This is a genomic window from Nocardia sp. N2S4-5 (assembly GCF_044628355.1).
Lineage (GTDB): Bacteria > Actinomycetota > Actinomycetes > Mycobacteriales > Mycobacteriaceae > Nocardia > Nocardia wallacei_B.
The window spans coordinates 5778345-5804848 of the sequence record NZ_JBIUPM010000001.1; the positions used below are offsets into that span (position 1 = coordinate 5778345).

At 70.8% G+C, this 26504-nt stretch carries 1 protein-coding gene (only partly in view); it reads left to right on the forward strand.

What is annotated here, in order from left to right:
* Positions 1-26390: the 3' portion of a non-ribosomal peptide synthase/polyketide synthase gene (locus ACFMRZ_RS26640; protein ID WP_400181192.1), read on the forward strand. The gene continues 25306 nt to the left of window position 1, outside the view; only the last 26390 of its 51696 coding nucleotides appear in the window; the start codon falls outside the window, past its left edge; the stop codon is at positions 26388-26390.
* Positions 26391-26504: the final 114 nt, after the last annotated feature.

A 26504-nucleotide genomic window follows, 5' to 3' on the forward strand; every position in this document is an offset into this window, starting at 1 on the left:
GCATCACGGCCAAGTTCGTCTACGCCACCGACCTTTTCGACGCCGAGACCGTCGCGCGGTTCGGCCACTGGTTCGTGCGGCTGCTGAAGGCCGTCACCACCATGCCGGACCGGCCGGTGGGCGATCTGCCGCTGCTCGACGCGCCGGAGGCGGCGCGGCAGCTGCGCGGCTGGAACGGCGTGGAGCGCCGGCTCGACCCGGTTGCCTCGGTGGTCGAATCGTTCGTCGCCCAGGTGCGGGCGACCCCGGACGCGATCGCGATCGTGGACCGGTCGGCCGGAACCGCCGAATCCGGCCTGGCCGTCGAGCCGGTGTCGCTGACCTACGCCGAGTTCGGCGCTCGCGTGAACCGCTTGGCCCGCAAGCTGCTCGAGGCCGGAGTCGGCCCCGACGTGCGGGTGGCGCTGGGCCTGCGGCGGTCGCTGGACCTGGTCGTCGCGATCCACGCGGTGCTGCAGGCCGGTGGCGCCTATGTCCCGCTGGATCTGGACCAGCCCGCCGAGCGCGTCGCGTACGTGCTCGAAACCGCCACTCCGGCATGCGTGCTCACCACCTCGCGCGACGGGTTCGACAGCGGTGACCTGCCCGCCCTGGTCGTCGACGAGCTGGACCTGTCCGAATACTCGGACGCCCCGCTCACCGATGCCGAGCGGACGGCCCCGCTGCGCCCGCAGCACCTGGCCTACGTGCTGTTCACCTCGGGATCCACCGGCCGCCCGAAGGGCGTCGGCATCTCGCACGCCGCGCTGTACCACCAGATGCGCTGGCTCATCACCGAATTCGGCATCACCGCCGACGATGTGGCGCTGTACAAGACTCCGGCCACCTTCGACGCCTCGGTCTGGGAACCGTTGGCGCCGTTGCTGATCGGCGCGCGGACCGTGATCGCCGTGCCCGACGGGCATCGCGACACCGCGTACCTGTCCGAGGTGATCCCCGCGGAGCGGATCACGCTGGCGTCGTTCGTGCCGTCGCTGCTGACGGTGTTCGCCACCACCGCCGACCCCGGCTCGCTGACCTCGCTGCGCGCGCTGCTGGTCGGCGGCGAGGCGTTCACCGGCGAAGCGGTGGAGGCGTTCCGGCGGCTGGGCCTGTCCGGTGTCGAGCTGATCAACCTGTACGGCCCGACGGAATTCACGGTCAACGCCACCCACGCGGTGGTCCCGGACGGCGTCGCGACGGCGGTGCCGATCGGGCGGCCCGTGTGGAACACCGACGCCTACGTGCTCGACGGGCGACTGCACCCGGTGCCGACCGGTGTCGCGGGTGAGCTGTATCTGTCCGGCGAGCAGCTGGCCCGCGGCTACTTCGGCCGCGCCGACATGACCGCCGACCGGTTCGTCGCGAATCCCTTCGGGCCCCACGGTTCTCGCATGTACCGCACGGGCGACCTGGTGGTCCGCGACGCCGACGGCGCGCTGATCTACCGGGGCCGCACCGACTTCCAGGTCAAGCTGCGCGGCCTGCGCATCGAACTGGGCGAGATCGAGCACGCGCTGCGGTCGCACCCGGCGGTGGCGCAGTCGGTGGCCATGGTGCGCGCCGACGGCCACACCGGTGAGCGGCTGGTGGGCTATGTGGTGCCGGTCGCCGGAGCGGTGGCCGACGGCGCCGACTTCGACGCCGACCTGCGCGCGCACCTGGCCACGGTGCTGCCGTCGTACATGATCCCGGCGGCGTTCGTGGTGCTGGACGCCCTGCCACTGGGCGCGAACGGCAAGCTCGACCGGCGGGCACTGCCGGAGCCGGTGTTCGGCGTCCGGGAGTTCCGGGCGGCCTCGACCCCGATCGAGGAGATCGTCGCGAACACCTTCGCGACCGTGCTCGGCCTCGACACCCCGATCGGCGTGGACGACGACTTCTTCGAGCTGGGCGGCAACTCGCTGATCGCCACCCAGGTGGTGGCCCGGCTCGGCAGCGCGCTCGACACCCGGATTCCGGTGCGGCTGCTGTTCGAGGCGTCCACCGTGGGCGCGCTGGCCACGCGGGTGGAGAGCCAGGTCGGCTCCGGCCGCCGCGAACTGGTGGCCGGACCGCGGCCCGAGCGCATCCCGCTGTCGCTGGCGCAGCAGCGGATGTGGTTCCTGAACCGGTTCGATCAGCAGTCGGCGGCCTACAACGTGCCGATGGCGGTGCGGCTGACCGGTGAGCTGGATGTGGCCGCGCTGCGCGCCGCGATCGGTGACGTGGTGGCGCGGCACGAGGTGCTGCGCACGGTCTACCCGGAGATGCCGGAGTCCGATTCCCCCAATGCGCTGTCTGCGCCGGTACAGGTGATTCTGCCGGTCGCGCGGGCGATTCCGGAGTTGGAGGTCCGCACGGTCACCCCGGCGGAGATCGAAGCGGCCGTAGTCGAGCTGACCTCGACCATCTTCGACGTCACCAGCGAGGTGCCGCTGCGCGTGGCGCTGTTCGAGGTCGAGACCGGAAACGATTCCGCCCCACGGGAATACGTGGTGGCGATGGTGGTGCACCACATCTCCGGTGACGGCTCGTCGGTGGCCCCGCTGACCCGCGACCTGATGACCGCGTACGCGACCCGCGCCGCGGGCGAGGCCCCGAACTGGCCCCCGCTGCCGGTGCAGTACGCGGACTACAGCCTGTGGCAGCGCGAACTGCTGGGCAGCGAGGAAGACCCGGAGTCGCTGGCTACCAAGCAGATCAGCTACTGGCAGACCGCGCTGGCGGAGCTGCCGGACCAGCTGGATCTGCCGTCGGACCGCCCGCGGCCCGCGGTGCAGTCCTTCGCCGGTGGCAAGGTGCCGGTGCGGATCGACGCCGAAACCCACCGCGCGCTGGTGGGTCTGGCGCGCTCCGAGGGCGCGACGCTGTTCATGGTCGTGCACACGGCGCTGGCGGTGCTGCTGGCGCGGCTGTCGGGCACCGAGGACATCGCGATCGGTACCCCGGTCGCCGGGCGCGGCGAGGCCGTGCTCGACGACATGATCGGCATGTTCGTCAACACCCTGGTGTTCCGCAGCCGGGTCGACGGCGGCGAGGCGTTCACCGAACTCCTCGCACGCCAGCGGGAGACCGACATCCAGGCGTTCGCGAACGCCGATGTGCCGTTCGAGCGTCTGGTCGAGGTGCTGAACCCGGTGCGTTCGACCGCGCGGCACCCGCTGTTCCAGGTGGGTCTGTCGTTCCAGAACCTGGCGTTGTCGACCCTGGACCTGCCCGGACTGACGGTGTCGGGCGTGGACTTCGACACCCAGCTGTCGCAGTTCGACCTGCATCTGATCGTGTCGGATCGCTACGACGAGTCGGGTGCGCCGACGGGCATCGAGGGCGTCCTCACCTACGCGAGCGATCTGTTCGACGCCGAGACGGTCGAGGGCTTCGTGGGCCGGTTCGTGCGCCTGCTGGGCGGCATCGTCGCCGGGCCGCGCACGGCGGTGGGCGAGCTGGGCCTGCTCGGTGACGCCGAGCGCGCCGGAATCGTGCTGGGCCGCAACGCGACCGGGTTCGCGACCGACCGCTCCGCGACGCTGTCGTCGCTGCTGGACGCGACGGTCGCCGCCCGTGCCGACGCGGTGGCGCTGGTCGGTCCGGAGGGGACCACCGTCACCTACGCCGAGCTCAGCGAGCGGGTGAACCGCCTCGCGCGGCACCTGATCGCACTGGGTGTGGGCGCGGAATCCCGTGTGGCGCTGGCGTTCCGCCGGTCGGTGGACCTGGTCGTGGCGATGTACGCGGTGTCGGTGGCCGGTGGCGCGTATGTGCCGGTCGACCCGGACCAGCCCGCCGAACGCGTGGGTTACATCCTCGAGACCGCCGACCCGGTGTGCGTGCTGACCAACGCCGACAGCGGTTTCGACGCGCGCGCCGTGGCCGCCGCGACCGTGCCGAATGTGGTGCGGATCGACGAGCTGGAGCTGACCGAGGTGTCCGGCGAGCCGATCGCCGACACCGATCGTGTCGCTCCGCTGCGTCCGACGAATACCGCGTACGTGATCTTCACCTCCGGCTCGACCGGCCGCCCGAAGGGCGTGGCCGTGCCGCACGCGGCGATCGCGAACCAGTTGCAGTGGAAGACGGCCGAATTCGGCCTGACCGGCGACGACGCGGTGCTGCTGAAGACCGCGTCGACCTTCGACCTGTCGGTGTGGGAATTCTGGTCGGCCGCGGTGTGCGGCGGTCGCCTGGTGATCGCGACGCCGGACGGGCATCGTGATCCCGCCTACCTCAACGAGCTGATGGCTCGTGAGCGGGTGACCACGCTGCACGTGGTGCCGTCGATGCTGGACGCGTTGTTGACCGAATCCGGTGGCGCGCTGACGGATTCGCTGCGCCGGGTGCTGGCCATCGGCGAGGCGCTGCCCGCCTCGGTGGCCCAGCGGTTCCGCCGCGCCAACGACGCCGAGCTGTTCAACCTGTACGGCCCGACCGAGGCCGCGGTGTCGATCACCAACCACCGCGTGACCGATGCCGATCAGGTGTCGGTGTCGATCGGTGCGCCGGAGTGGAACAGCCAGGTGTACGTCCTCGACGCGCGCCTGCATCCGGTGCCGGACGGTGTCGCGGGTGAGCTGTATCTGGCGGGCGCGCAACTGGCGCGCGGCTACTTCGGCCGCCCCGACCTGACCGCGGACCGCTTCGTGGCCGACCCGTTCCGCGCGGGCGGCCGGATGTACCGCACCGGTGACCTGGTGGCCTGGAACGCCGACGGCGAACTGGATTACCGGGGCCGCACGGACTTCCAGGTGAAGATCCGCGGCTTCCGTATCGAGCTGGGTGAGATCGAGGCCGCGCTGCTGGCGCTGCCCGAGGTCGCGCAGACCGCGGTGCTGGCGAAGTCGGATGCGCGCCTGGGTGATCGGCTGGTGGCGTACCTGGTGCCGGTCTCCGCGGACGCCGGAATCGATGTGGCGCGGGTGCAGTCCGCGCTCGGCGCGGCGCTGCCGTCCTACATGGTGCCCTCGGCATTCGTGGTGCTGGAGGCCCTGCCGCTCAACGTGAACGGCAAGCTGGACCGCAAGGCCCTGCCGGATCCCGAGTTCGAGGCCGCGGCCTTCCGCGCGCCCTCGACCCCGATCGAGCAGATCGTGGCCGGCGTCTTCGCCGAGGTGCTGGGTCAGGACCTGGTCGGCCTGGACGACGACTTCTTCGCCCTCGGCGGCAACTCGCTGATCGCCACTCAGGTGGCGGCCCGGATCGGCGCGGCGCTCGACGCGCAGGTGCCGGTGCGCACGGTGTTCGAGGCGTCGACCGTCGCGGGTCTGGCCGCGAAGGTGGAGCAGCACGCCGGTGCGGGCGGACGGCCGGCCCTGGTGGCGGTCGAACGGCCGGAACGGATTCCGCTGTCGCTGGCGCAGCAGCGGATGTGGTTCCTGAACCGGTTCGATCAGCAGTCGGCGGCCTACAACGTGCCGGTGGCGGTGCGCCTGTCCGGTGAGCTGGATGTCGACGCGCTGCGAGCGGCGATCGGTGACCTGGTCACCCGCCACGAGGTGCTGCGGACGGTCTACCCCGAGACCACCGCGCCCGACGCTCCCGACACGCCGCAGCCGGTGCAGGTGATCCTGTCCCCGGCACAGGCGACGCCGGACCTCACCGTGTACGAGATCGACTCGGCGGCAATCGAATCCGCCGTGATCGAGTTCTTCTCGACGCCGTTCGACGTGACGGCCGAGGTGCCGCTGCGCGTGCGGGCGTACCGGGTCGCCGACACGGGCGACTACGTGCTGGCCGTGGTGGTCCACCACATCTCCGGCGACGGATCCTCGATGGGCCCGCTGACCCGCGACCTGATGACCGCCTATGCGGCGCGCGCCGCGGGCGAGGCCCCGAGCTGGGCCCCGCTGGCCGTGCAGTACGCGGACTACAGCATCTGGCAGCGCGAACTGCTGGGCAGCGAGCGCGATCCGGAATCGCTGGCGGCCGAACAGCTTTCGTACTGGCGGTCGCAGCTGGCGGACCTGCCCGAACAGCTCGACCTGCCGTCGGACCGGCCGCGCCCCGCGGTGCAGTCGTTCGCCGGTGGCCGGGTCGAGGTCGCGATCGATCCCGACACGCACCGCGCGCTGGCCGAACTGGCCCGCGCCGAGGGCGCGACGCTGTTCATGGTCGTGCACAGCGCGCTGGCGCTGCTGCTGGCACGGTTGTCGGGCACCGACGACATCGCGATCGGCACCCCGATGGCGGGCCGCGGCGAGGCCGCGCTCGACGACCTCATCGGCATGTTCATGAACACCCTGGTCTTCCGTACCCGGGTGGACGCGGGCGAGGCGTTCACGGACCTGCTGGCCCGTCAGCGCGAGACCGACCTCCAGGCGTTCGCGAACGCCGACGTGCCGTTCGAGCGGCTGGTCGAGGTGCTGAATCCGGCACGCTCGACCGCGCGGCACCCGCTGTTCCAGGTGGGTCTGTCGTTCCAGAACCTGGCGCTGTCGACGCTCGAGCTACCGGGCCTGACCGTCGCCGCGCTCGAACTGGACACCCAGCAGTCGCAGTTCGACCTGCATCTGATCGTGTCGGATCGCTACGACGAGTCGGGTGTGCCGGCCGGGATCGGCGGCTTCCTGACTTATGCCGGCGATCTGTTCGACGCGGCCACCGTGCAGGGCTTCGTGGACCGTTTCCTGCGCCTGCTCGGCGAGATCGTCGCCGCGCCGCAGGCGCCCGTGGGCGATCTCGAGCTGCTGGACGGCGGTGAGCGCGAGCGAATCCTGGTGGCGTGGAACGACACTCGTCACGAGGTCGCGCCGGAACTGCTGCTGGACGGCTACCGTCGCGCGGTCGCCGCGCATCCGGATCGGATCGCGGTGTCCTTCGAGGGCGCGGAGCTGACCTACCGCGAATTCGACGAGCGGGTCAACGTGCTCGCGCGGCGCCTGATCTATCAGGATGTCGGGCCGGAAGCGCTGGTCGGCCTCGCCATCCGGCGCTCGCTGGATCTGGTGGTCGGCATGTACGCGATCATCACCGCGGGCGGCGCCTACGTGCCGCTGGACCCGGATCATCCGGCCGAGCGCATCGCGCACGTGCTGGCGACCGCGCAGCCGGTGTGCGTGCTCAGCACGACCGCCGACGCCGTGCCCGTGCCGGACGACATCCCGGTGCTGCACATGGACACCGTGGACCTCGACGGCTTCGAGGGCACCCCGGTGGAGCCGGACGAACTGCTGGCCCCGGTGCTGCCGGAGCATCCGGCGTACGTGATCTTCACGTCCGGTTCGACCGGCCGCCCGAAGGGTGTGGCGGTCTCGCACGCGGCGATCCACAACCAGACCGGCTGGATGCTCGCCGAGTACCCGATGGGTGCCGACGACGTCTACTTCCAGAAGACGGCCACCACCTTCGACGTGTCGCTGTGGGGCTACTTCATGCCGCTGCGCGCCGGGGCGAAGCTGGTCGTCGCCACCCACGACGGCCATCGCGACCCGCGGTACATCGCGGAAACCATTGCCGCGCAGCGGGTCACGGTCACCGACTTCGTGCCGTCGATGCTCACCGTGTTCGCCACCCAGACCCCGGCCGGGTCGGTGCCGACGCTGCGCGACGTGTTCGTCATCGGTGAGGCGCTGCCGCCGGAAACCGTTGCCGCGCTGCGGTCGGTCTCCGACGCGGCCGTGCACAACCTGTACGGGCCGACCGAGGCCGCGGTCTCGATCACCTACTGGCCCGCCACGGGCGCCGAGCGGTCGGGTGTGCCGATCGGCTTGCCGCAGTGGAACTCCCGCGTCTACGTCCTGGACTCCCGCCTGCGCCCGGTGCCCGCGGGTGTCGCGGGTGAGCTGTACCTCGCGGGCGATCAGCTGGCGCGCGGGTATGTGGCGCGGCCGGACCTGACCTCGGATCGCTTCGTGGCCAACCCGTTCGGGGACGGCGAGCGCATGTACCGCACGGGTGACCTGGTGCGGTGGAATGCGCAGGGGGTGCTGGAGTACATCGGGCGTACCGATTTCCAGGTGAAGTTCCGGGGGCAGCGGATCGAGCTCGGTGAGATCGAGTCGGCGTTGCTGGCGGAGTCGGCGGTGAGCCAGGCTGTGGCGCTGGTGCTGCCGTCCGATCTGGGGGACCAGTTGGTGGCGTATGTGGTGCCCGCGCCGGGCGCCACCGTCGATCAGGCCGAGTTGCTGGCGGCGGCGGCTCGGACGCTGCCCGCCTACATGCTGCCCGGCGCGATCGTCGAGCTGGCCGAGCTGCCGCTGAACACCAGCGGCAAGCTGGACCGGAAGGCGTTGCCGCACCCGACCTTCGCGCAGCGCGAGTTCCGTGCGCCGTCGACTCCGGTCGAGGAGATCGTGGCCGGTGTGTTCGCCGACGTGCTCGGTGTCGAGCGGGTCGGCGCCGACGACGACTTCTTCGCGCTCGGCGGCAACTCGCTGATCGCCACCCAGGTGGTCGCGCGGTTGAGCGCGGCGCTGGATGCGCGGGTTCCGGTGCGTGACCTGTTCGAGTACTCCACGGTGGCCGGTCTGGCCGCCCGGGTCGCGCAGCACGCGGGCTCGGGTGGGCGGCCCGCGCTGGTGGCGGGGGAGCGCCCGGAACGGGTGCCGCTGTCGCTGGCACAGCAGCGGATGTGGTTCCTCAACCGCTTCGACCAGCAGTCCGCCGCGTACCACGTGCCGGTCGCGGTGCGCCTGTCCGGTGCGCTGGACGTCGACGCGCTGCAGGCCGCGGTGCGCGATCTGGTGGAACGCCACGAGATCCTGCGCACCGTCTACCCCGAGGCCGACGGCGTACCGCACCAGATCGTGTTGCCCGCCGACCGGGCCGTCCCGGATCTCACACCGGTCGCGGTGTCGCCGGAAGCGTTGCGCGACACCATCACCGAGCTGGTCTCCGCTGGCTTCGACGTCACCGCCGAGGTTCCCTTGCGGGCGCGGCTCCTGCGTGTGGTCGACATGACCACGGGCTCGGATTCGGCGGGCGCCGCCGCGACTGTCGAAACCGCCGAGCACGTCCTGGTTTTCGTGGCCCACCACATCGCCGCCGACGGCTGGTCGATGGGCCCGCTGACCCGCGACGTGATGATCGCCTACACCGCCCGCTCCGCCGGCGAGGCTCCCGACTGGGCGCCGCTGCCGGTGCAGTACGCGGACTTCAGCGTCTGGCAGCGCCGGGTGCTGGGCGCGGAGGACGACCCGCAGAGCCTCGTCGCCGCGCAGGCCGACTACTGGCGCACCGCGCTGGCCGACCTGCCCGACGAGCTGAACCTGCCCGCCGACCGGCCGCGCCCGAACGTGCCGTCGTATCGCGGTGGGCGCGTGGTCTTCCCGATCGACGTGGAGCTGCGCACCGCGCTGCGGATGATCGCCGCCGAGCAGAACACGACGCTGTTCATGGTGGTCCACACCGCGCTCGCGATCTTCCTGGCGCGCCTGTCGGGCACCGAGGACATCGCCGTCGGCAGCCCGATCGCGGGCCGCGGCGAGGCCGAACTCGACGACATGATCGGCATGTTCGTCAACACCGTGGTGCTGCGCACCGAGGTGCGCGGCCAGCGGTCGTTCCTCGAACTGCTGGCCCAGGCCCGCGACACCGATCTGCAGGCCTTCGCGCACGCCGACATCCCGTTCGAGCGACTGGTGGAACTGCTGCAGCCGGAGCGGTCCACCGCGCGGCACCCGCTGTTCCAGGTGGCGCTGTCGTTCGAGAATCTGCCCGAGACGGCCTTCGAACTGCCCGAACTCAGCGTCGGCGCGGTCGATTTCGAGGCCGGAATCGAGAAGTTCGACCTGTCGCTGACCGTCCGCGAGGCGGCCGACCGGTCCGAGATGCTCGCCGAATTCTCCTTCGCCCGTGACCTTTTCGACGAGGCCACGGTGGAGCGGTTCACCCAGCGGTTCCTGCGGCTGCTCGCCGAGATCGCGACGCGGCCGGAGACCCCGGTCGGCGATCTGGAGATCCTCGAGGCGGCCGAGCGGGCCGAACTGGTGGCGCGCACGGGTGCCCCGGCGGTGCCGCCGCGCAGCCTGCCGGACCTGCTGGCCGAGGCCGTCGCGCGGGATCCGCGGGCGCTCGCGGTCGTGTTCCAGGACACCCGGCTGTCCTATGGCGAGCTGGACGAGCGGTCGAACCGCTTGGCGCGCTTGCTGATCGAGCGCGGCATCGGCGCCGAGGATCTGGTGGCGATCGCGGTGCCGCGATCGGCGGACTCCTACTTCGCCGAGTGGGCGGTGACCAAGTCGGGTGCGGCGTTCGTGCCGATCGACCCGGCCTACCCGTCCGACCGCATCGCGCACATGGTCACCGACTCCGGTTCGCCGATCGGTCTCACCACCGCCGCCGTGCGCGACGAACTGCCGGAATCGGTGGAGTGGCTGGTCCTGGACGAACTGGACCTGGAGGCCTACGACGCCGCGGCCGTGACCGCGGACGATCGGGTGCGGCCGCTGCGTCCGGCGCATCCGGCGTACGTCATCTACACCTCGGGCTCGACCGGTCTGCCCAAGGGCGTCGTGGTCACCCACGCCGGGCTGGCCAACTTCAGCGCCGAGCAGGCCGAGCGATACGCGCTCGACTCCGATTCGCGCGCACTGCATTTCGCGTCGCCGAGCTTCGACGCCTCGATCCTCGAGTTCTTGCTCGCGGTCGGATCGGGCGGCGCGCTGGTGGTCGTGCCGACCGGCGTGTACGGCGGCGAGGAGCTGTCCGAGCTGATCCGCGGCGAGGGTGTCACGCACGCCTTCATCACGCCGTCCGCGCTCGCGACCATCGACCCGACCGGTCTCGACAGCCTGCGCGTGCTGGTCGCCGGTGGCGAGGCCGTCCCGGCGGATCTGATCACGAAGTGGGCGGTCCCGCTCGGCGAGGGTGCCCCGCTGCGGTCGGTGCACAACGGGTACGGGCCGACCGAGACCACCATCATGACCAACATCAGCGACGCGCTGGCGCCGGGCGACACCGTCACCATCGGCGGCCCGATCCGCGGTATGCGGTCGCTGATCCTGGACTCGCGGCTGCGGCCGGTGCCGGTCGGCGTGGCGGGTGAGCTGTACCTGTCGGGTATCCAGCTGACCCGCGGCTACCACGCCCGCGCGGGCCTCACTGCGGAACGGTTCGTGGCCAACCCGTACATGGTGGGCGAGCGGATGTACCGCACCGGCGACGTGGTGCGCTGGACCGAGTCCGGCGAGGTCGAGTACGTCGGCCGCTCCGACTTCCAGGTCAAGGTGCGCGGTTTCCGCATCGAACTGGGCGAGATCGACACCGCGCTCACCTCCCACGAGACCGTCGACTTCGCGGTCACCCTGGGCCACAAGACCGAGGTGGGCTCGACCATCCTGGTCTCCTACGTGCGCCCGGTCGCGGGCCGCTCGGTCGACGTGGCGGAACTGCGCGACTACGTCGGCGGCACGCTGCCGGAGTACATGGTGCCGACGTCGATCATGGTGCTCGACGAGATCCCGCTGACCCCGGTCGGCAAGCTGGATCGCCGCGCCCTGCCGGAGCCGGTCTTCACCGCGCGCGAATACCGCGCTCCCGCAAGCGAAACCGAGGCGATCATCGCCGCGGTGTTCGCCGATGTGCTCGGCCTGGAGCAGGTCGGCCTGGACGATTCGTTCTTCGCCCTCGGCGGCGACAGCATCCTGTCGATCCAGCTGGTCTCGCGGGCCAAGGAACGCGGCGTGGTGTTCAGCCCGCGCGATGTGTTCGAGCAGCGGTCGGTGGCCGGTCTGGCCGAGGTCGCGGCCTCGGGGGCGACCGCCGAACGGCAGCGTCTGGCCGAGCTGCCCGGCGGCGGCGTGGGCGATATCCCGCTGCTGCCGGTCATGTCGCAGTTCCTCGCCAGTGGCTCGACGTACCAGCGGTTCTCGCAGTCGATGACGCTGCGGCTGCCCGACGGCATCGACCGCGCGACGCTGGTCGCGACGATCGGCGCGGTCTTCGACCACCACGACGTCCTGCGCACCCGACTGCTCGGCGACCTCGAAACCGGTTGGGAATTCGAGGCTCTCGACCAGGGCGCGGTGGACGTCGACGCCCTGGTGCGCCGGGTGGACGTGCCCGCCGGTCTCTCCGACGAGGAGCTGACCCGGCTCGCGAGCGCGGAATACGATGCGGCACTGGGCCGTCTCGATCCGACGAACGCGGCCATGGTGCAGTTCGTGTGGTTCGCCTTCGACGATCGCCGCGATGTGCTGTTGATCGCCGGACACCACTTCGTGGTCGACGGCGTGTCGTGGCGCATCCTGATCCCGGACTTCGCCATGGCATGGTCGCAGCTGGTGGCGAACCAGCCGGTGACGTTGCCCGCCAACGGCACCTCCATGCGCCGCTGGGCTCACGCCCTGGTCGAGGAGTCCACGGCGTCCGGCCGCGTCGCGGAACTGCCGTTCTGGCAGGAGGTTTCGGCCACGCCGGATCCGCTGCTCGGCTCGCGCGCCTTCGATCCGGCGATCGACACCAACGCGACCGTGGAACGGGTGCAGGTCACCCTCCCGGCCGACGTCACCGACGCCGTGCTGACCGCCATCCCGAGCCTCTACCACGGCGGCGTCAACGACGGCCTGCTGTCCGCGCTGGCCATGGCCATCGCCAAGCTGCGCGGTGAGCAGACCGGGTCGGCCGCGCTGATCCGCCTCGAGGGCCACGGCCGCGAGGAGACCGTGGTCCCGGGCGCCGACCTGTCCCGCACGGTGGGCTGGTTCACCAGCGTCTACCCGGTCCGCCTGGACCTGGCGGGCACGGACCTGACCGACGCCTTCGAAGGCGGAAAGTCGGTGGGCCGCATCGTCAAATCGGTCAAGGAGCAGTTGCTCGGGGTGCCGGACAAGGGTCTCGGCTACGGTCTGCTGCGCTATCTGAACCCGGCGACCGGTGCGGACCTGAACACCGTCGGCCAGGTCAGCTTCAACTACCTCGGACGCGTTTCCGCCGGAGACGTCCCCGAGGGCATGGCCGAACTGGGCTGGGTGCCGGTCGCCGATCTCGGCGAGCTGGACGCGCTGATGGACGCCGACATGCCCGCCAACGCGACGATCGACATCAACGCGATCGTCACCGACGGCGACAACGGCCCGCAGCTGGGCGCGACCTTCGCCTACCCGACCGGGCTGCTGGACGACGCGACGGTGCGGGAGTTCGCGGACCTGTGGATCGCGGCCCTCACCGCGCTCGCCACGCACGCCCGCCGCCCCGACGCCGGTGGACACACCCCGTCGGACCTGCCGCTGGTACGCGCCACGCAGTCCGATGTCGAGGGCTGGGAGCGGCAGTACCCGCAGCTGGTCGAGGTCTGGCCGCTGTCGACGCTGCAATCCGGTCTGCTGTTCCACGCGCTGCTGACTCAGGCGACGTTCGACGTGTACACCATCCAGGCCGTGGTCAACCTGGGCGGCACGCTCGACACCGGCCGGCTGCGGGTGGCCGCGCAGGCCGTGCTGGAGCGGTACCCGAACCTGCGGACGGCGTTCGTCGCCGATGTCGAGGGCAACTCCGTGCAGGTGGTGCTCGACCACGTCGACGTGCCGTGGCACGAGGTCGACCTCACCGGCCTGCCCGCCGACGAGCGCGACGCGGAACTGAAACGCCTGGTGGCACAGGACCGTGCGAGGCACTTCGACCTGTCCGCGCCGCCGCTGCTGCGGTTCACGGTGTACCGCACCGCGGGCACCGCGTGGCAGCTGGTCATCACGACCCACCACATCCTGCTCGACGGCTGGTCGATGCCGCTGCTCATGCGGGATCTGCTGGTGCTGTACGCGGTCCGCGGCGACACCTCCGCGCTGCCGCGCCCGGCCTCCTACCGCAACTACCTCGGCTGGCTGGCCGCGCGCGACAAGCAGGAGTCCCTGGACACCTGGCGGCGCGCGCTCGCCGGAGTGGACGAGCCCACTCAGCTCGCGCCGCAGACCACGCTGGACGAGACCTACGAGATCGGCAAGCGGGTCGTCGAGATCGACGCCGACCGCACCGAGCGGGTCAAGCGCCTGTGCGCCGAGCTGGGCATCACCGTGAACACGCTGGTGCAGGCCGCGTGGGGGGTGCTCGTGGGCCGGATGACCGGTCGCGACGACGTGGTGTTCGGCGCCACCGTCTCCGGCCGCCCGCCCGAGTTGCCGGGCATCGAGTCGATGGTGGGCCTGTTCATCAACACGCTGCCGGTGCGGGTGTTCGTGGACGCGCGCGCCACCGTCGCCGAACTGCTGACCCGCTTGCAGGGCGAGCAGGCGGATCTGCTGGACCACCACTACGTGGGCCTGACCGATATCCAGCGGGTCGCGGGCATCGGCGCCCAATTCGATTCGCTGGTGGTGTTCGAGTCGTACCCGGTGGACAAGGACGCGATCGCCGCGACCAGCTCCATCGACGGCATGTCGGTCACCGACGCGGGCATCAACGACGACACGCACTACCCGATCACGGTGATGGTGACCGCCGAGTCGACCATCGTGCTGACCCTCAAGCATCTGCTGAGCCGGATCACCCCCGACGAGGTCGCGGCGATCTCCGCCCGGCTGCTGCGGATCGTGGACGAGTTCGTCGCCGATCCGAAGGGCCGGGTCGCCGACATCGACGTCTTCGGCAATGCCGAGCGCGATCGAATCCTGGTGGAGTGGAACGACACTCGCCACGAGGTCGCACCGGAACTGCTGCTGGACGGCTACCGGCGCACGGCCGCCGCGCACCCGGACCGCGTGGCGGTGGTGTACGAGGGCGCCGAGCTGACCTATCGCGAGTTCGACGAGCGCGTGAATCGCCTGGCGCGGCACCTGATCTCGCGGGGCGTCGGCGCGGAATCGCTTGTCGCCCTGGGCATCCGTAGGTCGTTGGATCTGGTGGTCGGCATGTACGCCGTGCTGACCGCCGGTGGCGCGTACGTGCCGCTGGACCCCGACCATCCGGCCGAGCGCATCGCGTATGTGCTGGAGACGGCGCAGCCGGTCTGCGTGCTGTCGCGGACGGTGGACGAAGTGCCGGTGCCCGAGGGCATTTCGGTGCTCGACGTCGACGCCTTGGACCTGAGCGAGGTCGACGCGACCCCGGTGCGACCGGAGGAACTGCTGCGGCCGGTCCTCGCGGACAACCCGGCGTACGTCATCTTCACCTCCGGTTCCACGGGCCGCCCCAAGGGCGTGACGGTCTCGCACGCCGCGATCCAGAACCAGATCTCCTGGATGCTGGGCGAGTACGGGCTCGGCATCGACGATGTGTACCTGGAGAAGACCGCCACGGTGTTCGACGTGTCGCTGTGGGGCTACTTCATGCCGCTGCGCGTCGGCGCCAAGCTGGTGGTGGCGACTCCGGACGGGCATCGCGATCCGGCGTACCTGGCGGAAACCATTGCCGCGCAGGGCGTCACGTTCACCGACTTCGTGCCGTCGCTGCTCGCCGTGTTCGCCGCGGAGCTGACCCCCGGCAGTGTGCCGACGCTGCGGACGGTGTTCGCGGCCGGTGAGGCGCTGCCGCCGGAGACTGTCGCCGCGCTGCACGCCTCCTCGGACGCCGCGGTGCACAACGTCTACGGCCCGACCGAGGCCGCGGTCACCGTCACGCACTGGCCGGTGAGCGGCGGCGAGCGCCGTACCGTCCCGATCGGCCTGCCGCAGTGGAACACTCGCCTCTACGTGCTGGATTCGCTGCTGCGTCCGGTGCCGGAGGGCGTGGCCGGTGAGCTGTATCTGGCCGGTGTGCAGCTGGCGCGCGGCTACGCGGCGCGGCCGGACCTGACCGCGGATCGCTTCGTGGCCAACCCGTTCGGCACGGGCGAGCGCATGTACCGCACCGGCGACCTGGTGGTGTGGCGCGAGATCGACGGCCAGGGTGCGCTGGAGTACGTGGGCCGCACCGACTTCCAGGTGAAGGTCCGCGGCTACCGCATCGAACTGGGCGAGATCGACAACGCCCTCACCTCGCACCCGGACATCGACTTCGCCGTCACCCTCGGCCGCAAGACCGAGGCGGGCACCGACATCCTGGTGTCCTACGTGCACGCGGCGGCGGACCGCGCCGTCGACGTGCCCGAGGTGACCACGTATCTGTCCGGCCGCCTGCCGGAGTACATGGTGCCGACGGCGATCATGGTGCTGGACAAGATCCCGGTGACCGCGGTCGGCAAGCTGGACCGGGCGGCACTGCCCGATCCGCAGCTGGCGTCGCAGGAATTCCGCGCGCCCACCAGCGAGATCGAGGCGACCATCGCCGAGGTGGTGGCCGAGGTGCTGAGCCTGGAGCGGGTCGGCGTGGACGATTCGTTCTTCGCCCTCGGCGGCGACAGCATCCTGTCGATCCAGCTGGTGTCGCGGGCCAAGGCGCGGGGCGTGGTGTTCTCGCCGCGCGACGTGTTCGAGCGGCGCACCGTCGCCGGTCTGGCCGAGGTGGCCACCACCGGCGCGGACGCCGAGCGGGAGCGGCTGGCCGAACTGCCCGGCGGCGGAGTCGGCGACATTCCGGTACTGCCGTTCATGGCCGCGGTGCTGGCGAAGTCGGATGTGTCCTCCTACCAGCGGTTCTCGCAGTCGATGACGCTGCGGCTGCCCGTGGGCATCGACCGTGCGACGCTGGTCGCGACGATCGGCGCGGTGTTCGAGCACCACGACGTGCTGCGCACGCGGTTGCGCGGGGACGCCGAGAACGGTTGGGCCTTCGAGGCTTTGGACCGGGGCGCGGTGGATGTCGACGCGCTGATTCGGCGGGTCGACCTGCCGGGTGACGTCTCCGATGCGGAGCTGTCCCGGGTCGCCAACGCGGAATACGATGCGGCGCTTGGTCGTCTGGATCCGGCGAACGCGGCCATGGTGCAGTTCGTGTGGTTCGATTTCGGTGCGGCTGGCGCGGAATCGGCAAGCGCCGCAGAGGATTCCGCCGCCACCGGATCGGCGGACCGGCCGGGCGTGCTGCTGATCGCCGCGCACCACTTCGTAGTCGACGGTGTCTCCTGGCGCATCCTGATCCCGGACTTCGCGGTCGCCTGGTCGCAACTCGCTGCGGGGCAGCAGGTTTCGCTGCCCGCCAACGGCACCTCGATGCGCCGCTGGGCCCACGCGCTGGTGGAGCAGGCCGCCGAGCGGACCACGGAACTGCCGTTCTGGCAGCAGGTTTCGGCGACACCGGATCCGCTGCTCGGCTCGCGCGCCTTCGATCCCGCCGTGGACACCAACGCGACGGTCGAGTCGGTGCGGGTCAGCGTGCCCGCGTCGGTCACCGACGCGGTGCTCACCGCGATCCCGGGCCTGTACCACGGCGGCGTGAACGACGGCCTGCTGTCGGCGCTGGCGATGGCCGTCACCCGTTGGCGCGGTGAGCAGTCCGCGGTGCTGGTCCGGCTGGAGGGTCACGGCCGCGAGGAAGAGGCGGTGCCGGGCGCGGACCTGTCGCGCACGGTCGGCTGGTTCACCAGCGTCTACCCGGTCCGCCTGGACCTGGGCAAGGCCAACCTGACCGACGCCTTCGCGGGCGGAGAAGCGTTGGCGCGCATCGTGAAATCGGTCAAGGAGCAGGTGCTGTCGGTGCCCGGCAAGGGGCTCGGCTACGGTCTGCTGCGGCACCTGAACCCGGAGACGGCCGCCCTGCTGGGCGACACCGGGCAGATCAGCTTCAACTACCTGGGCCGCGTCTCCGTCGCCGACGTGCCCGCGCAGTTCGCCGAACTGGGCTGGGTGCCGGTGGACGACCTGGGCGAGCTGTCCGCGGTGATGGACGCCGACATGCCCGCCAACGCCGTGCTCGACATCAACGCGATCGTCACCGACGGCGACGAGGGCCCGCAGCTGGGCGCGTCGTTCGCCTTCCCGGCCGGGCTGCTGACCCGCGAGCAGGTACAGGAGTTCGCCGACCTGTGGGTCGCGGCGCTCACCGCGCTCGCCGAGCACGCCACCCGCCCGGAGTCCGGCGGCCGCACCCCGTCGGACCTGCCGCTGGTCCGTACCACGCAGTCCGACATCGAGGTGTGGGAGCGCAGGTACCCGGCGCTCACCGACGTGTGGCCGCTGTCCGCGCTGCAGTCTGGCCTGCTGTTCCACGCCATGATGAGCGCGTCCACGGTGGACGTGTACACCCAGCAGGCGGTCGTCGACTTCGAGGGCACCCTCGACGTCGAGCGGCTGCGCGTCGCGGCGCAGGCCATGCTGGAGCGGTACCCGAACCTGCGGGCGATCTTCGTCGCCGACTCGAACGGCGAGCCGGTGCAGCTCGTGCTCGACCGTGTCGAAGTGCCTTGGGAGGTCGTGGATCTCACCGAACTGCCGCCGGAGCACCGGGCCGAGCAACTGGCGCAGCGGCTCGAGACCGACCGCCTGACCCACTTCGACATGACCACCCCGCCGCTGCTGCGCTTCGCGGTGTATCGCACCGGCGAGACGGCCTGGCACCTGTCGATCACGGCGCACCACGTGCTGTTCGACGGCTGGTCGATGCCGCTGCTCATGCGGGATCTGCTGGTGCTGTACGCATTGCGCGGCGACGCCGCCTCGCTGCCGCGGGTGCCGTCGTACCGGAACTTCCTGGCCTGGCTGGCCGGGCGCGACCGGGACGCCTCGCTGCGGGCCTGGCAGCATGCGCTGGCCGGGGTCGACGAGCCGACTCAGCTTGCGCCGCAACCGAAGCCGGACGAGACCTACGCGCTCGGCAAGCAGGTCGTGCACCTCGACGCCGACTACACCCGCCGCGTCGCGCAGTTCTGCGCCGACCTCGGCATCACCGTGAACACGCTGATCCAGGCGGCCTGGGGTGTGCTGGTCGGCCGCATCACCGGCCGCGAGGACGTGGTGTTCGGCGCGACGGTGTCCGGGCGTCCGGCGGAGCTGCCCGGCATCGAGTCGATGGTGGGTCTGTTCATCAACACGCTGCCGGTGCGGGTGCGGGTCGACGACCGCGCGACCGTCGGCGAGCTGCTGGTGCGGTTGCAGGGCGAGCAGGCGGATCTGCTGGAGCACCACTACGTCGGCCTGACCGACATCATGCGGGTCGCCGGAATCGGCGCGCAGTTCGATTCGCTGCTGGTGTTCGAGTCCTACCCCGTCGACAAGGACGCCATCACCGCGGCCTCCGCGATCGACGGCGTGTCGGTGGCCGGCGCGGGCATCAGCGGTGGCACCCACTATCCGCTGACGCTGCTGGTCAAGGCCGAGCAGACGATCGAGATCGTGCTCGAGCACCTGCTGAGCCGGTTCAGCACCGCCGAGGCGGAGACGCTGTCCACGCGGCTGCTGCGGATCGTGGACGAACTGCTCGCCGGCACCAGTCGCCGGGTCCGCGACATCGAGGTCCTCGACGCCGCCGAGCGGGACCGAATCCTGCTGGAGTGGAACGACGTTCGCGAAGCGGTGGCGCCCGAGCTGCTGCTCGACGGCTACCGTCGCGCGGTGGCCGCGCACCCGGATCGGGTCGCGGTGTCCTACGAGGGCGAGGAGCTGACCTACCGGGAGTTCGACGAGCGCGTCAACATCCTGGCGCGGCGGCTCATCTACCAGGGCGTCGAGGCAGAATCGCTGGTCGGCCTGGCGATCCGACGTTCGCTGGACCTGGTGGTCGGCATGTACGCGATCGTGACCGCGGGCGGCGCGTACGTGCCGCTGGATCCGGATCATCCGGCCGAGCGCATCGCGCACGTGCTGGAGACCGCGCAGCCGGTGTGCGTGCTCACCCGGACCGCGGACCAGGTGCCGGTGCCCGAGGGCGTCGAGGTGCTGAACCTCGACACCGTGGACGTGGACGGTTTCGACGGCACGCCGCTGGAGCCCGACGAGCTGATGCGCCCGGTGCTCCCGGAGAACCCGGCCTACGTGCTGTTCACTTCGGGTTCGACCGGCCGCCCGAAGGGTGTGGCGGTCTCGCACGCGGCGATCAACAACCAGATCACCGTCATGCTGTCGGCCTACCCGATGACCCCCGAGGACGTGTATCTGCAGAAGACGCCGACTACCTTCGACGTCTCGCTGTGGGGTTACTTCATGACCCTGCGGGCCGGGGCGAAGCTGGTCGTGGCGACGCCGGACGGGCACCGGGATCCGCTGTACCTGGCGGAAACCATTGCCGCGCAGGGCGTCACGTTCACCGACTTCGTGCCGTCCATGCTGACCGTGCTCGCCACGCACACCGCGGCGGGCGCCCTGCCCACGCTGCGGACCGTGTTCGCGGCCGGTGAGGCGCTGCCGCCGGAGACCGTCACCGCGGTGCACGCCATCTCCGACGCGGCCGTGCACAACCTGTACGGGCCGACCGAGGCCGCGATCACCGTGGCGCACTGGACCGCGACGGGTACCGAGTCCCCGAGCGTGCCGATCGGTTACCCGGAGGCGAATTCGCAGCTGTACGTGCTGGATTCGCGGCTGCGGCCGGTGCCCGCGGGTGTGGTGGGCGAGTTGTATCTGGCCGGTGATCAGCTGGCGCGGGGCTACCTGCGGCGGCCGGATCTCACCTCGGATCGCTTCGTGGCCAACCCCTTCGGGGACAGAGAGCGCATGTACCGCACCGGCGACTTGGTGGTGTGGCGCGAGGTCGACGGCAGGGGCGTGCTCGAGTACATCGGCCGCGCCGACTTCCAGGTGAAGTTCCGCGGTCAGCGCATCGAGCTGGGCGAGATCGAATCGGTGCTGCTGGCGCAGCCGTCGGTCAGCCAGGCCGCGGCGCTGGTGGTGTCGTCCGAACTCGGTGACCAGCTGGTGGTCTACGCGGTGCCCGCGCCCGGCGCGCAGCTCGATCAGGGCCGCCTGCTGGAAGCGGCCATGCGGCAGCTGCCGGCGTACATGGTGCCGTCGCAGATCATCGAACTGGCCGAGTTCCCGCTCAACCCGAGCGGCAAGCTGGACCGCAAGGCCCTGCCCAAGCCGACCTTCACGCAGCGGGAGTTCCGTGCGCCCTCGACGCCGATCGAGGAGATCGTGGCGGGCGTGTTCGCCGAGGTGCTCGGGGTCGAGCGGATCGGCGCGGACGACGACTTCTTCGCCCTCGGCGGCAACTCGCTGATCGCCACCCAGGTCATCGCCCGCGTGGGCGCGGCGGTGGGCAGCCGGGTGCCGGTGCGGGCGCTGTTCGAGCGGTCGACGGTGACCGGGTTCGCGGCGGCGATCGAATCGCAGACGCGCGATTCGGGCGCCCCGGCGCTCGGCAGTATCGAACGGCCGGAACGGATTCCGCTGTCGCTGGCGCAGCAGCGGATGTGGTTCCTGAACCGGTTCGATCAGCAGTCGGCGGCCTACAACGTGCCGATGGCGGTGCGGCTCACCGGCGATCTCGATCTGCCAGCCCTGCGGGCCGCGGTCGGCGACGTGGTGGCGCGGCACGAGGTGCTGCGCACGGTCTACCCGGAGTCGGACAGCATGCCCGTGCAGGTGATTCTGCCTGTGGCGCAGGCGGTTCCGGAGGTCGAGTTCCGTACCGTTACCCCGGCCGACGTCGAGGCCGCGGTGCTCGCGGTGGTGTCGAGTTCCTTCGACGTCACCACCGAGGTGCCGCTGCGGGTGGCCGTGTTCGAGGTCGAGACCGGAAACGCCGGGACCGCACGGGAGTACGTGCTGGCGATGACCGTGCACCACATCTCCGGTGACGGTTCCTCGATGGCGCCGCTGACCCGCGACATCATGACCGCCTACGCGGCGCGGGCCGCCGGTGAGGCCCCGAGCTGGGCCCCGCTGGCCGTGCAGTACGCCGATTACGCGCTCTGGCAGCGTGCCCTGCTGGGCAGCGAGGACGATCCGGAGTCGTTGGCGGCCAAGCAGCTCGGTTACTGGAAGGCGGCGCTGGCCGACCTGCCGGACCGGCTGGACCTGCCGACCGACCGCCCGCGTCCCGCGGTGCAGTCCTACACCGGCGCGAAGGTCTCGGTCGATATCGACGCCGAGCTGCACCGGGCGCTGGCGGAGCTGGCGCGCGGCGAGAGCGCGACGCTGTTCATGGTCGTGCACACCGCCTTCGCGGTGCTGCTGGCCAGGCTGTCGGGCGCCGACGACATCGCGATCGGTACGCCGATGGCGGGTCGCGGCGAACGCGAACTCGACGACCTGATCGGCATGTTCGTCAACACCCTGGTGTTCCGCACCCGGGTGGACGCGGGCGCGCCGTTCGCGGAACTCCTTGCCCGCCAACGCGAGTCGGATCTGCAGGCGTTCGCGCACGCCGACGTGCCGTTCGAGCGGTTGGTCGAGGTGCTCAACCCGGTCCGGTCGACGGCGCACCACCCGCTGTTCCAGGTGGGTCTGTCGTTCCAGAACCTGGGCCGGACCAGTCTCGAGCTGCCGGGCCTGAGCCTGTCGGGCGTCGACTTCGACACCCAGCTCTCGCAGTTCGACCTGCACCTGATCGTGTCGGACAGCTACGACGAGGCGGGCGCGCCGGCCGGGATCGGCGGCGTGCTGACCTACGCCACGGATCTGTTCGACGCGGCCACCGTCGAGGACTTCGCCGCGCGCTTCGTGCGGATGCTGCGCCAGATCGTGGCGGTCCCGGCGACGCCGGTCGGCGATCTCGAGCTGCTGCGTGGCAGCGAGCGGGCGACGCTGGTCACCGAGTGGAACTCGACCGAGCACGAGGTGGATCGGTCGCTCACGCTGGCGGCGCTGCTGGACCGCACCGTCGCCGCGACGCCGGACGCCGTGGCGCTGGTGGGTCCGGACGGGACCGCCGTCACCTATGTCGAACTCGGCGAGCGGGTGAACCGTCTTGCGCGGCATCTGGTTTCGCTGGGTGTCGGGGCGGAGTCGCGGGTTGCCTTGGCCTTCCGCCGGTCGGTGGACTTGGTCGTGGCGATGTACGCGGTGTCGGCGGCCGGTGGTGCGTATGTGCCGGTGGATCCGGACCAGCCTGGCGAGCGGGTGGGTTACATCCTCGAGACCGCGGCTCCGGTGTGTGTGCTGACCGATGCGGACAGCGGGTTCGATGTCGAGGCGGCGCGGGAAGGTTCCGCTGAGGTTGCCGCACTGGATGTCGTCCGTATCGATGAACTCGAACTGTCGAAAATCTCCGGCGAGCCGGTCGCCGACGCGGATCGTGTTGCGCCGCTGCGTCCGTCGAATACCGCGTACGTGATCTTCACGTCGGGTTCGACGGGCCGTCCGAAGGGCGTGGCGGTGCCGCACGCGGCGATCGTCAACCAGTTGCTCTGGGAGACCGCCGAATTCGGCCTGGGCGCGGACGACGCGGTGCTGCTCAAGACGGCCGCGACATTCGACCTGTCGGTCTGGGAGTTCTGGACCGCGGCCGTGTGCGGTGGCCGCCTGGTCATCGCCACCGCCGATGGACACCAGGATCCGGAATACCTGAACGACCTGATGCGCCGCGAGTCGGTCACCACGCTGCACGTGGTGCCGTCGATGCTGGATGCGCTGCTGACCGAATCCGGTGGGGCGCTGACGGATTCGCTGCGGCGGGTGCTGGCCATCGGTGAGGCGCTGCCGGGTGCGACCGCGCAGCGGTTCCGGCGCGACAACACAGCGGCTCTGTTCAACCTGTACGGGCCCACCGAGGCCGCGGTCTCGATCACCAGTCACGAGGTCGGCGAGGCCGATCAGGTGTCGGTGTCGATCGGTGCGCCGGAGTGGAACAGCCGGGTCTACGTGCTCGACGCCCGGTTGCGGCCGGTGCCGGTCGGCGTGCCGGGCGAGCTGTACCTCGCCGGTGCGCAGCTGGCACACGGCTACTTCGGCCGACCGGATCTGACGGCGGATCGCTTCGTGGCCAACCCGTTCGGGGCAGCCGCCGGCGAGCGCATGTACCGCACGGGTGACCTGGTGGCCTGGAACGCCTCCGGCGAGCTGGACTACCTGGGCCGCACCGACTTCCAGGTGAAGATCCGCGGCTTCCGTATCGAGCTGGGTGAGATCGAGGCCGCGCTGCTGGCGCTGCCCGAGGTCGCGCAGACCGCGGTGCTGGCGAAATCGGATGAGCGGCTGGGCGATCGGCTGTTGGCGTACCTGGTGCCGGACGGTGTCGTCGACATCGACCGCGTCAAGTCCGAGCTGAACTCGGCACTGCCGTCCTACATGGTGCCGTCGGCGTTCGTGGTGCTGGACGCGCTGCCGTTGAACGCCAACGGCAAGCTGGATCGCAAGGCGCTGCCGGAGCCGGAGTTCGAGACCACGGCCTACCGGGCCCCGTCCACCCCGACGGAGCAGACGCTGGCCGAGGTGTTCGCGGATGTGCTGGGCCGCACCGAGATCGGTGTCGACGACGACTTCTTCGCCGTCGGCGGCAACAGCATCCTGTCCATCCAGCTAGTGTCGCGGGCCAAGGCGCGCGGCGTGCGGTTCGGCGCCCGCGAGGTGTTCGAGCAGCGCACCATCGCCGGACTGGCGGCGATCGCGCGGCTGGGTGACGCGGACGACGTGGAACTGCCGACCGGCCCGCTGGTGCAGGTCGATCCGGCCGACGCCGAGACGTGGGAGCGGACCTACCCCGGCATGACCGAGGTGTGGCCGCTGTCGCCGCTGCAGTCGGGTCTGCTGTTCCACGCGCTGATGACGCAGTCCACCGTCGACGTGTACAGCCAGCAGGCAGCCATCGACTTCACCGGTGACCTGGACGTCGAGCGGCTGCGGACCGCGGCGCAGGGCATGGTGGACCGGTACGCGAACCTGCGGGTGGCGTTCACCACCGACCGGGACGGTCAGCCGGTGCAGATCGTGCTCGACGGGGTCGAAGTGCCTTGGCGCACTATCGATCTCGTGGACGGCGACGAGGCCGAGCTGGAGCGGCAGCTGATGTCGGAGCGGGCCGCCCGCTTCGACATGGCCTCCGCGCCGCTGCTGCGATTCGCGCTGTTCCGCACGGCCGAGGACCACTGGCGACTGGCCATCACCGCGCACCACATCCTGTTCGACGGCTGGTCGATGCCGCTGCTCATGCGGGATCTGCTGGTGCTGTACGCGGTGCGCGGCGACACCACGGTGCTGCCGGAGCCCGGCTCCTACCGCGACTTCCTGGCGTGGTTGTCCACGCGGGATCGCGAGGCGTCACTGCGGGCCTGGGCGGACGCGCTGTCCGGCGTGGACGAGCCGACCCAGCTCGCGCCGCAGCCGCGGTCGGTGGAGAACTACGAGATCGCCAAGCTGGCGACCACGATCGACGCCGAGCAGACCCAGCAGCTCACCAAGTTCTGCGCGGACCTCGGCATCACGGTGAACACGCTGGTCCAGGCCGCGTGGGGCGTGCTCGTCGGCCGCCTCACCGGGCGCGACGATGTGGTGTTCGGCGCGACGGTCTCGGGTCGTCCGCCGGAACTGCCCGGTATCGAGTCGATGGTGGGCCTGTTCATCAACACGCTGCCGGTGCGGGTGCGCGCCGACGGCCGGCGATCCGTCGCCGAGTTGCTGACCGGGCTGCAACGGGATCAGGCCGCGCTGCTCGACCACCACTACGTCGGGCTCACCGACATCCAGCGGGTGGCCGGTGCGGCCGCCGGATTCGACTCGCTGATCGTGTTCGAGTCGTACCCGGTGGACAAGGAAGCGATCGCGGCCGCCAGCTCCATCGACGGCGTGTCGGTGACCGGGGTCGGTTTCGAGGGCGGCACGCACTACCCGCTGACCCTCATGGTGACCGAGGAGGCCACGATCGGCCTCAGCCTGGAGTACCTCACCAACCGGTTCACCGCCGACGAGGTGCGGACCCTGGCGAACCGTCTGCGCTGGGTGCTGGCGGCGCTGGCCCGCGATCCGCAGGCGCCGGTCGGCGACATCGACATCGTCGATCCCGCCGAGCGGGCCCGCCTCCTCGCCGAATCCGGCGTCACCGCAACCGAATCCGCGCAACCGGCCCGGGTCGGCGCGCGCACGGTCGCCAAGATCCTGGGCGAGGTCGTGGAGGAGGATCCGCAGGCTCCGGCGCTGCTGTCCGGTGGGACGGAAACCCCGTACCACGTGGTGGACACGCGGTCCTCGCAGCTGGCGCGGGTGCTGATCAATCGCGGTGTGGGCCCCGGCGACATCGTCGCGGTTACGCTGCCGCGCTCGGTCGACGCCGTGGTCGCCGTGTGGGCGGTGCAGAAGGCCGGCGCGGCGGCGCTGTTCGCCGAGGGCTTCTCCTTCGGCGAGATCGTCTCCGCCGGAGCCGGTTTCGGCATCACCCAGGAACCGGCGGCCAGCTCGGTGCGCTGGCTGGTGCCCTCGGACCCGAAGGTGCAGGCGGAACTGTCGGCGGCCCCGACCCACCCGGTCTCCTACGCCGACCGCGTCCGCCCCCTCACCGAGGACCACCCGGCCTTCGTCTACCGCCGATCCGACGGCGCCTGGACCACCCTCACCCAGGACCAGTCCCTCGACCGCGCCGACACCCTCCGCGAGGAGAACGAAATCGACTACGAGTCCACCACATTCACCACCGCCACCACCGGCCCCGCCGCAGTAGCCGAATTCCTCACCTGGTCCACCACAGGCGCCCTCTCGGTCCTCCCCACCGGCGACGTCGAGGCCGACCTCGCCAACGGCGAGGTCACCCACTGGTTCACCAACCCAGGGGAACCGACCGACTCGGCCGACGAGGAAATCCGAATCATCACCGCGGAGTAGATCGCGATCGGGCCGGTGAAGGATGTGCGCAGCATCTTTCACCGGCCCGATGTCGTCCCGACTGGGTAGACTGCACTGGCGGGCGGTGACAAGCGACGCCCCAGGTCAGCGAGT